This window comes from Pedobacter kyungheensis, assembly GCF_000812965.1.
Lineage (GTDB): Bacteria > Bacteroidota > Bacteroidia > Sphingobacteriales > Sphingobacteriaceae > Pedobacter > Pedobacter kyungheensis.
This window is the reverse complement of the sequence record NZ_JSYN01000030.1, coordinates 1-11,594: the sequence shown is the minus strand read 5'-3', so window position 1 is coordinate 11,594 and position 11,594 is coordinate 1. Positions and strand designations below refer to the sequence as shown.

Below are 11,594 nucleotides of genomic sequence, written 5' to 3'. Positions count from 1 at the left end.
CTCATTTAAGCTTGTTTTAAGAGATCGGAGGCACAAACTCCATCAAACTGCGGTAAGCCACAAAACGGTTTTTATATCTTTCGTTTAGCTCAGCTTGTAAAGCCGGGGCATACACTTCCTGGTACTGGTTGTAATTTTCTAAACTATCTACCACGTATTGTGCGCAGTAAGTTACCCCTTCATTAGGAGAATCGACTACTTTTAACAAGCGGTTCGATACAAACATACCGGTTGCCATTACCTGCGGAATGTGAGTTTCCTGCATCCACTGTAACCATTCTTTGGCAGCAGAATCTTCTAAAATGAGCGTAACATTGTATAAAAACATGGGGCAAAGATAGTAATTTCCTAAAAGATTATGATTTTTGAGTCGTTTCGAAATGCCGAGGGGATTTCTTTGGAGTTTGGCTTCAGTAACCTGTTCGAACAATTAACCATTGTACAGTTTGCAATTCCCCATGCACTATTCGTCATTACCAGCTTGATCCGATAGCTATCGGATGGCAATCTTACAAAAAGGGATATAGCAATCGCCGGCTGAAAAAGCTTTCTCGCAATGACGAGATACTTATTAAACTAATAAACGATGATTATCTAAACGCCATCTCCGCGTAAGTTCCTGAACCTCTTTCTGGCTTCGGCGCTAAACATGCTGCCAGGATAATCGGTTATCAGTTTCTGGAAATAAATTTTAGCCTGGGCAATATCGTTCAGCTTTTTCTCGTACAAATCGCCGAGGGTAAACAAGGCATCATCAGTCCAAATCCCGTCTTTAAAATCGTCGGTTACTTTTTTAAGGATATCAGCAGCCTTTTGAAATTCGCCTGCCTTGATCCAAATCCTGGCTTTGCTCATCATAATGGCATCGGTAAGGCTATTTTGCGGGTAAGCAATGGCAATGCTGTCCATTTTTTTAATGGCGCGCTCAGGCAGGTTTCTGAATAAAAGCATCTCGGCATCGGCATACATTTTTAAAGCATTGCTATCTGCAGGGGTTTGAATGTTGTCGTTAATGAGCAAACTTAAATTCAATGCATCGTTGGCAATTAACTGTGAGGTTGCTGCTTTTAAAACCAGGCACTGGCCGTTGCTGTATTCAAAATTACCCTGGTAGAAAGAAAGTTTGGCGCTGCGGAAACGGGCTTCGTTACCAATCGGCTGCCCTTCAAATTGCTTGCTTACCTGTTCGTAAACCAAAAAGGCCTCCCAGGGTTCGTTGGTTAAAATGTAAATGTCGCCCAAATCCAGCTTCAGCTGGCCTACTTCCTGATCGTTTACGCCCGGCATTTTGATGGCTTCTTCCAACTCTTTTTCAGCCAATGCTGGCTGGTTAAGATAATAAGCCTGCAGGTTAGCCAGTTTTTTAATGGCAAACAGCGTATTCCGGTTTTTACCGTTTTCGGCCAATAAAGCTTCATAATCTTTGGCCAGCAAATCTAGCTCAGCAACAGTGTATTTTCCGTTGGTACGCAGGTTATAGCGGGTGTTCAGCATTTCAATTTTCGAAGGCAGATAATACTGGTTATCCTTCCCTTTGGTTAAAAGATATTCGTACGCTTTTATAGCTGTTTCGTATGCTCCGTTATCTACAAAAGTATAAATGGCATTAAATAAGGTTCCGCCATCAGCCTTGGTACGTTTATCAAAAGCAATGAGCTGACGCAAAGCCATATCAAACTCCTGTTGCTGTATATAGTTCCAGGTAAGCAGCTGGATGTAGATTTCGGCATCGGGCTCTTTCTGGATCTTTTTTAAAATAGCCCCCTGAAAAAGTTCATAATCGTTTTTATCTTCAAAAACCGACGAAAGCACCGCCTGCGCCTGTGGTAAAAGCTGTGGCATGGTAGCCAATGCATCCAGGTATTCCTGCATCAACATGGGTTTATCTTTTTTAAACCTGTAAATGTTCAGCAATTCGAAAGTAAACAACTGCTCATTTCCCAATACTTTTCTGCCTTGCTTAAAGGTTTGTATGGCAAAATCGTAGTTTTCGAAACGATAAAAGTTATTGGCTAAATTCCTGATTTTAAATTCGTCTTTTGGCAGTTTAGCAATTACATCGGTAAAAATTTTATTGGCTGATTGTACATCTCCTTTTTCCTGATAAAGTTTACCTAAGGCAATCGGGTACATATCGTTCTGCGGATTTTTTTTAATCTCTTTTTTCACCGCCTTTTCGGCCACATCGTAACGTTTTAGCTTAAGCAGGGTGTTAAAATAAAAGTCAAAATAGCCATCATTATTCGGTATCGCATAAAGTTTTTCGAGCAAAACCAATGCTTTTTCATAATCGCCATCCTGGTAGTATTGTATCGCTAAAGTACTTTCATCGGGTGCTATGGGCTGGCTGGGCCTAAAAATCTGAGCATTAGCCCCCAGTGTAAACGATAAGAATATGATGAAAAGCAAACGGTTCATAAACCCTAAATTATAAGTTTTAAATGTAACATTTTAATACCTGATTAGCTAAACCACTATCTTATCTAAAACGTATTTTAAATGTTACCTGTATTTTATTTTGTGTATATGTTATAAATACTAAATTGAACCACGACTTATTATTGCAGGCGCAGGTAACATTGTTAGTGTAAATCGTGGTTAAGTGGTTGTGATACTTATTTTTGTTATCCCGTTGAGGATTTATTTATGTTAAAAAGGATTTTGCTATTGTTTATGGTTGCGTTTATTTTTGCCTGTAAAGGGAAGAATGACAGTACAATAGCTGTGGATGATTTTTTTAAAACGCAGGATAAAGCCTATTACCGCATATCGCCTGATGGGAAAAGCCTGTCGTATTTAAAGCTGCAGAACAAGAAACTCGAACTGTTTGCCGAAGATCTGGCCAGTGGAAAAAGCGTGCAGCTTACACATCTGAACGATAAGAGTATCAGTTTTCATTTCTGGACCAGCAATAACGAATTGATTTATTATACAGAAGATGAATCAAAAGAGCGCAGATCTGATTTATTTGTAATCAATAAAGATGGGAGCAAACAGGTACAATTATACAGTAACGAAAAAAGCAGGTTAAGGGTAATTGAAGACCAGCTGATTGATGATAAATACATTATCGTTTCATCCAATAAACGCGATTCGACCCTTTTTGATGTTTACCGCTTAAACGTGCGTAATGGAATAATGGATATTCTGGCTCAAAATCCCGGAAACTTTAGCCGCTGGATGACCGATTGCCGGGGGGAATTAATGCTGGCCATTGCCAGTGATGGCGTGAATGAAACTTTAATGTACCGCGAAAATGCGGGCAAGGCTTTCAAACCTGTAATCTCCAATAACTTCGAAACCACTTTGCAGCCTATTGCTTTTTCGGAAGCTAAATCACATACCCTATATGCCATTTCTAGCGTTAACCGCGATAAAAATGCACTTGTAGAACTCGATTTGCTTAACGGAAAGGAAAAACGGGTGCTTTTTGCCAACGATACCTTAAATGTTGTAGATGCTGCCTACTCCCGTTTCAGGAAGAAAATGCTTTTTGCAACATACGAAACCTGGAAAAGAGAGAAATATTACCTTGACGACAGTACAAAACTGGCTTATTCAAAAATAGATCAGCTTTTGCCGGGTACCGAGTGGATTATTGCCGATAAGGATAGAACCGATAAAGTATTTGTTATACGCACTTTTACCGATAAAAATCCGGGTTCTTATTATTTGTACACCGCTGCAGATAATAAACTGAAGAAACTAACGGATGTAAGTCCTGCTATTAAACCTGATGATATGAGCGCCATGACGCCAATCAGTTTTAAAAGCAGCGATGGTTTAACCATTAATGGTTATTTGACCCTGCCTAAAGATAAAAAAGCAGTTAATTTGCCTGTTGTTGTGTTTCCGCATAATGGACCAAAAGCCAGAAACAGCTGGGGATACAATGCAGAAGTGCAGTTTTTGGCCAATTGTGGTTATGCCGTTTTACAGGTAAACTACCGCGGTTCTACAGGTTATGGCAAATCATTTTATGCTGCAGGTTTTAAAGAATGGGGCGATAAAATACAAAATGACGTAAACGATGGGGCCAGGTGGCTCATTGCACAAAAAATTGCCAACCCTAAACGCATCGCTATTTATGGCAATGGTTTTGGCGGCTATATTGCCTTAAATTGTTTGTATAAAAATCCCGATCTTTATAAATGCGGCGGATCTAATTCTGGTGTAATTAACCTGTTTAGTTACCTGAAAACTTTCCCGCCCTTTTTAAAAGCTAAATTGCAGATGTATTACGAAATTGTAGGCAATCCGGTAACCGAAACAGATTACATGCGCTTCGCATCGCCTGTTTTTCATGCCGACCGCTTTAGATCGCCTATTTTTATTGCGCAAAACCCTAAAGATCCGAGTGTAAACGTAGCCGAAGGGGTACAGTTTATTAAAGAACTTAAAAAACGCAATGTTCAGGTTACTTACATCGAAAAAGAAGAGGGACCTAACCCGGTAATACGCCAGCAAGGAAGAACCGCTTTGTATAAGGCTTTAGAAGAATTTTTACAAGAAAACCTGGGTAAGAAATAGGGTATGGCCTTAGATAAAAAAAGCGGTTACCGTAAAAACTTTTCTCTTGGTGTAACCTTTATTGTACTCATATCAATCCTCTTTATTTTATCGCTGTTTCTGGCTTTTAACTACAGCAAGAAATCGATAGAAAATGATTTTGTTTCTGAAAAAGTAAACGTACTCGAACAGAGCATTAAGCCATATAACGACTTTTTTCAGAACAAAATGCCCGAAATTTCTTACTATAGTGGCTATTTAGATTCTTCAACCGCTTCGAAATTCGTAGATACGGTAATGCTCAAGTATCCGTTTATTTCTCGGGTTACCTTTTATGATACAGAAGTAAAAGTTGCACCGGTACGAGATGGTATTAATGCCAATTATCTGGGTATTGGGCCAAAATCAATTTATCAGTTCGGAAAAGGCATCAGCCCCGATTCGGTAAAGGTGTATTCGGAAGAAGATCCGACTTCTTTTAACGTGGGCGACGATTTTAATGCCATGGCTTATAAACTGGCTACTTTTGTCGATCGGTTGGATACTGCTGCTGTACCTACGCAGGAAGAACTTTTTACCAATTTCTCGGTAGTCAATTCAAGCGAGAATAAAATTACCTATTTAAATATTCCGCGCCGCGAAGACCTGAAAGTTTATAAAGAGATGATGAAGCGTAAGTTAAATCCCTCTCCGGTTTACCAGCAGGATGTATTGGTTTTTAAGCTCGATGCACATCGGCTTAAAATTGTAAATACGAGGCCATTGCTATACCAGCACATTAGTATTGAGCCGCTCACTTACGATCCGATTGACAATTCTGATGAAAATATGAATACAGAGATTGCCCTGCCAGGGGCCTTTTCTGATTTTAAACTCTACTTCGTTTCGTCTAAATCCTACATCAAAAAAGAGATTTTTATTTACTTTATGCCAATAGCACTCGTGCTTTTACTGGTGTATGGTGTACTGTTGCTGGTTGCATTCTTAATTTACCGTAACCTGAACATCAACAGCAAGATGTTTAAACTGCAGTACGATTTCGTGAATAACCTGACGCACGAATTTAAAACACCGGTTAGTGTAATCAAAATTGCGGGTAACAACATTAAAAGCGCCCCGGCATTGAGTCAAAGGGAGCAGCAGCTTTATGGTAAAATACTGGATGAAGAAGCCGATAAGCTTAACGGTTTAATGAATAAGCTGCTGGCCTTTACCCAGATTGAAAATAAGGCGATAAAATTAAATCAGGAAGAGGTTAATATTGTCGATTTTATTGAAAGTACCATCGAATCGCATACGCTTAAACACCCCGATTTTAAAATTACCTATGAAGTAGTTGGTTTTAAAACCTTTATTACCGATCCGGTGTTATTGGGAAGTTTATTTGATAACCTGGCCGAGAATGCTTACAAGTATTCTAAGCCTGAACAGAAAAAATTGCACATTAGTGCCAAGTTAATTAAGGGGGTGCTGGTTTTCAGGTTTACCGATAAAGGCATAGGGATTGCAGCTTCCGAATTGAACAATATTTTTAAGAAATTTTTCCGGATTCAGAACGAATATAACCAAATGGGCAGTGTAGGCCTGGGTTTGGCATTTTGCAAAGAACTGGTTAACTTTATGGAGGGAGAGATCTCTGTAAAAAGTAAAGTAGGCAGCGGTACAGAATTTAAAATTGTGCTGCCTTTTAATAGCTAGAGGTTGGAATGTTAGTTGTTGAAAGGTTGATCTTAACCTTCAAACATTACAACGTTTCAACATTAAAACAATAAAAAAAGTTGCAATATAAATTAATACATAAATGTCTAAAGAAGTAAAAATATTAATCGTAGAAGATGATGAAAATCTTCGCTTTCTTGTGGCCCATCGCTTAAAGGCAGAGGGATATACTGTGCTCGAGGCAAATGATGGCGATGCCGGTGAAAGGATGATTTTGGCTGATCAGCCTGATATTGTTTTATTGGACTGGATGATGCCCGGCAAACAAGGGGCTGAGGTTTGTGAACATGTGCGTAAGCAAGGTTTCGAAAACCTGATCATTATGATGACTGCCAAAGCACAGGATGTGGATAAGATCGATGCCTACAACTTTGGTGCATCAGATTACATTACCAAACCATTTAATATGGATGTTTTGGTGGCCATGTTGGATAGCAAGGTGAAATTTATTGTGAATAAAGATACTGCCGAAATTCACCGTTTTGGTAATATGGAGCACCACCCGAATATTCACACCCTGTTCAGGGATGGTAAAAAAATTGAGTTAACCATATTAGAAAACCGTATTTTATTATACTTCTTACGTAATCCGGGTAAAGTAATTAACCGCGATGAGCTGATGCTGGTAGTTTGGGGTTATAATTCTGATGTGAATACCAGAACGCTTGATATGCACATTGTGCGCCTGCGTAAGAAAATAGAACTGAACCCTGATAATCCGCAGTTATTACAAACCGTAAGGGGAGTAGGCTACAGGTTTAACGCGGGATAGAATTAGTCGTCATTTCGAGCGAAGTGTAACGTAGTCGAGAAATCTAACTAGCACAGATCTCTCCGTTCGCTACGCTTCAGTCGAGATGACGGTTTTTACGCCCTTTTCAGCGTGAAAATGGTAATCTCAGGTAAAATACCAACCCTGCCCGGGTAACCTAAAAAGCCATAGCCAACATTAACATACAGCTGCTGGTGTTGTTCCTGGTATAAACCTGCCCATTCTTTGTAAATGTACTGGATTGGGCTCCATTGAATTTCTTTAAACCTTAGGCCAAACTGCATGCCGTGTGTGTGACCGCTAAACATGGCATCAATTTGCGGGTATTTTTGCAACACTTCTCCGCGCCAGTGCGATGGGTCGTGGCTTAGTAAAAGTTTTACCGGTAAATCGTCCGTGTTTTTAACCGCCAGTTCCATCTTACCGTATTTCGGAAAGCGACCCATACCCCAGTTTTCAACCCCTAAAATCCCGATTTCTTCGCCATCTACCTTTAACCTGCGGTTGTCGTTCATCAGGAGGTCGTAGCCCATAATCTTGTGTACATCAACCATGTCTTTCAGGTTTTTTACTTTAGCCGGCGAAGATTCCTTGCCGAAATAGTAATCGCCATAATCATGGTTGCCTAGCGATGAATACACACCTAGCGGTGCTTTTACTCTCGAGAAAATATCCTGATAGTCGCGGACTTCGTTGGTAAGATTGTTTACCAGATCGCCGGTGAAAAATACAAAATCGGGTTTCTCGGCCAAAAGCATTTCAACCCCACCCTTTACAGCGGTTTTGTTATAAAAACTACCCGAGTGGATATCTGAAATCTGACCCATGGTAATGCCATCGAAAGCTTTGGGCAGATTAGGCAATATTAAATTTACTCGGCGCACCTGGTAATCGTAAGCGCCTGAAATAATGCCCCAGCTTAACGAAGTTAAAGGAACAGCGGCAGTAACCAATCCGGCTTTAACCAAAAACGCTGAACGCGAAATTTTATCGTCTTCCTGGTTGGTTGAAGTTATGGCAGCTGCAGTTGTATGTGTTTGCTTTCTGGTGAGTTTAATCCATAACCGGCGTAAATCATCCAGAACCAGGAATGGAAGCATGGCCATTTTGCAAGCCACAGTTAAAAAGAAAGAAACTAAAATGATTGCGCGTAGCGTAAGGAACAAATTCAGGTAAATGCCGCAGAAAACGCCAAAAATCAGCAAGGCACTGTAACCCCAATAGGCAATGGCAAATACTTTTTTGGTATTGGGTTTCCATTTTTTAAAAACCGAGGTAATGGCTTTAAAACAATAAATATCAAAAGCGATAATAAAAATGCAGGCGGCAATGATAAAAGGTAATCTTCCCATTTCTGGTAGGTTTGTAGTAAGTTTTTAAACAAATAAGGCAGGATATTTCGCCTGCCTAAATTAAAGAAATTATAAGAGTTTATTATCTGAAATCGTCCTCATCCTCTTCCTCATCAAATTCGGCATTAAATAAACTGCCAAACATATCGCTGAAACCAAAGCCACCGGTCAAGTAATTTTTGCTCAGCTGAGAGTATTCGGCCAGGCCATGTAATACAAACTCCATCAGCAATAAGGTTTGATTTTCGCTCAATTTAGGGTGGAATTTTTTAACAGTATCATACAAACCAGGTACAAGCATCAGTGCTTTTTTGTACTGTGTGTTGGTTAAGTTATCGGTTACATCTACATTATTCCCATCGGTAAACCATTCGGTTATTTCGGTGTAAGGATTGGCTGTTTTACTTTTTTTCGCTTTTTCCGGATCAGGGAAATAACGGGCAAATAAAGTTTTAACTGCTTTGCCAATTAGGGTGGTGGCTACATGCGCCGGACCTTCCAGTTCGCCCTCGTAAACCAATTCTATTTTACCCGTGATGGCAGGTATGATGCCCGCTAAATCTGATAAACGGACAAAAGTGTTTTTCTCGCCTGATATCAGCATCCTTCTTTCAGCTGTACTGATTAAATTTTCGTAAGCAGAAATGGTTAACCTGGCCGATACGCCCGATTTCTGATCGATGTACTCACTTTTACGTGCCTCGAAAGCAATTTGTTCGATCAAATCTTTCAGCAGTCCATCGGCCTCTATATTGGCTTTCTGTTCGGCTGTTAATTTAGCCTCCTGGAAAGTAATTTTGCGCGAAATTTCGATGCTTTTTGGGTAGTGGGTCAAAATCTGGCTTTCAATCCTGTCTTTTAACGGGGTAACAATGCTTCCACGGTTGGTATAATCTTCAGGATTTGCAGTAAAAACAAACTGAATATCTAAAGGCAAACGCAATTTAAAACCACGAATCTGGATATCTTTTTCCTGCAGCATATTAAATAAAGCCACCTGAATACGTGCCTGTAAATCGGGTAATTCGTTAATAACGAAAATGCTGCGGTGCGCACGCGGAATTAAACCAAAGTGGATTACCCTTTCATCGTTATAAGTTAGTTTTAAGGTCGCAGCTTTAATGGGATCAATATCACCAATCAAATCGGCAACCGTAACATCAGGCGTAGCTAGTTTTTCGGTATAACGCTCGCTGCGGTGTAACCAGGCAATTTCAGTAGCATCGCCTTTGGTGGCAATTTCGTTTTTGGCATACCACGAAATGGGATTCAACGGATCGTCGAAAATTTCGCTTCCGGCTACGTAGGGTACGTATTCATCCAATAAATTAACCATTAAACGGGCAATACGTGTTTTGGCCTGCCCGCGTAAACCCAAAAGTAAAATGTTATGGCGCGATAGAATGGCCGTTTGCAATTCGGGAATTACGGTTTCATCATAACCAATAATACCCTCAAATTCGGTTTTCTTATCGCGTAAAACTTTAATCAGGTTTTCCCTTAATTCTTCCTTAACGCTTCTTGATTTATAGCTGGTGGCCTTTAACTGGCCTAATGTAGTATTTTGCATTTTTGGGTTTAAATGTTGTAAAGTTAATCCGGTTGAAAAGTTGTGTATAAGCCGTGAGCGGTAAGATTGATCTCTTTAAGTATAATCATCCGACTCCCGACTACTGACTCCCGACTATTTAACTGTTTTCCTTCTGTTTTTAATGTAATCTTCAAAAATGTATTCGCCTAACCCGTTTAGTGAGCTATAAAACGCCCTGCCACCGTTTATTTCGGTAAACTGACGTACAAACTGCTGCAGGTAAGGATCTTTGGCAATCATAAAAGTGGTAATCGGGATTTTTAAGCGCTTACATTGTGCTGCCATATTCAGGGTTTTGTTAATTACCTTTCTGTCAAGTCCCATGCTGTTTTTGTAATACTTGCCGTTTTCTTTCAAACAGGTAGGTTTACCATCGGTAATCATGAAAATCTGTTTGTTATGCGTTTTCCTTCTGCGAAGTAAATCTGCAGCAAGCTCTAAACCAGCATAAGTATTGGTGTGATAAGGACCAACCTGCAAATAAGGCAAATCTTTCACCGTAATGGGCCAGGCATCGTTACCAAAAACCACAATGTCCAACGTATCTTTAGGGTATTTCGTTTTAATCAGTTCGGCAAGCGCCATGGCTACTTTTTTTGCCGGGGTAATCCTGTCTTCGCCATACAAAATCATCGAATGCGAAATATCGATCATCAGTACCGTAGAAGTAAGGGTTTTAAAATCTTTTTCTTCTACTTCCAAATCCCGGTCAGTGAGGGTAAAATCGCCAATCCCATGGTTAATCTGCGCATTTTGGATTGAAGCAGTAATATCGATCTGGTCTAAGCTATCTCCAAAATTATATTCACGCCTGTCGGCATTTTTCTCTTCACCAATACCCGATTGGTTACTGTTATGGTTACCACGACCACTTTTTTTCAGCTTCCCGAAAATTTCGTCCAGGGCCGATTTGCGTATGGTTTGCTCGGTTTTGGCCGTGATTTTAAACTCTCCAGATTGGTTATCTTCGGTCAGGTAACCTTTATCTTTCAAATCATCTATAAAATTACCAATTCCATAATCGTTATTGGTGAGCTTATATTGTTTGTCGAGTTCATTTAGCCAGCTTAGGGCTTCGGCTGCATCTCCCGCGGTATAGTTCAGCAATTCGCTAAATAATTTTAGCAATTCATCAAAGCCACCTTTGGGCGTATCGCCGGGCTTATAATCAGAAAAACGAAAACCTCTCATGTGCTTTTATAAACGGATTATCGAAGATAAAAGTTTCGCTTTGTATTAATTTAAGCGGGGTGTCATATTTAGGAGGAGCAGAGAGGTGAAAGCTTTAAAGACTAAAGCCTTGATGATCTTAAATGTCTAAGATGGTAAAAAATAAAGAAATAGAAGACCAAAACCGAAAAACAAAATGAACTGGAAATTGCCAGCTGTAAACCATCAAACTGAGTTGGGCGTTACCCATGCTACGCAAGGGGCGGGCTTTTCAGGGCTGCGCTTTGCTCCGGTACCGATGAAAAACCGGTACTAAACCCTTACAATCCATTAGGTTTGTTTTATATTTAAAGATATCGCAATTCAGAGGTGATCCAACTGCAATCCTAGGTGTGAAGACCTATTTAGGGATACGGTCCTTTGACTTTGCTATGCTTCGGGCTTAAATAGAAATTCAGGCATTGAGGGCCTATTATTATGG

The 11,594-nt window shown here is 40.0% G+C and carries 8 protein-coding genes; 3 read left to right on the top strand and 5 right to left on the bottom strand.

Translation table 11 applies throughout. The features are described 5' to 3' along the window. Positions 1–16: 16 nt before the first annotated feature. Both OC25_RS21655 and OC25_RS21650 read right to left on the bottom strand, forming a co-directional pair. Complete coding sequence (locus tag OC25_RS21655; protein WP_039480469.1) at positions 17–328, bottom strand: DUF4286 family protein; 312 nt, start codon at positions 326–328, stop codon at positions 17–19. Between the two features lie 266 nt (positions 329–594). Further along, positions 595–2,418, bottom strand: a complete 1,824-nt coding sequence (locus OC25_RS21650) for a tetratricopeptide repeat protein (RefSeq protein WP_039480466.1) — start codon at positions 2,416–2,418, stop codon at positions 595–597. Between the two features lie 228 nt (positions 2,419–2,646). On the opposite strand from OC25_RS21650, the gene OC25_RS21645 reads away from it, so the two are divergent. The 3 genes from OC25_RS21645 to OC25_RS21635 all read left to right on the top strand — a co-directional run bounded on the left by OC25_RS21645 (position 2,647) and on the right by OC25_RS21635 (position 7,000). Then, the gene (locus OC25_RS21645) at positions 2,647–4,530 is read left to right on the top strand and encodes a S9 family peptidase (RefSeq protein WP_039480463.1); all 1,884 of its coding nucleotides are present in this window, start codon (positions 2,647–2,649) and stop codon (positions 4,528–4,530) included. 3 nt (positions 4,531–4,533) lie between these two features. Continuing rightward, positions 4,534–6,207 (top strand): sensor histidine kinase, encoded by a 1,674-nt coding sequence (locus OC25_RS21640; RefSeq protein WP_039480460.1) that lies wholly within the window; start codon positions 4,534–4,536, stop codon positions 6,205–6,207. A gap of 103 nt (positions 6,208–6,310) precedes the next feature. After that, entirely contained in the window at positions 6,311–7,000 is a 690-nt protein-coding gene (locus OC25_RS21635; RefSeq protein WP_039480457.1) for a response regulator transcription factor, read from the top strand. 95 nt (positions 7,001–7,095) lie between these two features. Here the strand turns inward: OC25_RS21635 and OC25_RS21630 are convergent, their stop codons facing one another. From OC25_RS21630 to OC25_RS21620, 3 genes are all read right to left on the bottom strand, one after another. Next, on the bottom strand, positions 7,096–8,352 hold the full coding sequence (locus tag OC25_RS21630) for a metallophosphoesterase (protein ID WP_052266386.1): 1,257 nt from the start codon (positions 8,350–8,352) through the stop codon (positions 7,096–7,098). Between the two features lie 82 nt (positions 8,353–8,434). Next, a complete protein-coding gene (locus tag OC25_RS21625) occupies positions 8,435–9,922 on the bottom strand; it encodes a magnesium chelatase ATPase subunit I (protein ID WP_039480454.1) in 1,488 nt (495 codons plus the stop codon). A gap of 114 nt (positions 9,923–10,036) precedes the next feature. After that, entirely contained in the window at positions 10,037–11,134 is a 1,098-nt protein-coding gene (locus OC25_RS21620) for a vWA domain-containing protein (protein WP_039480449.1), read from the bottom strand. Positions 11,135–11,594 lie beyond the last annotated feature (460 nt).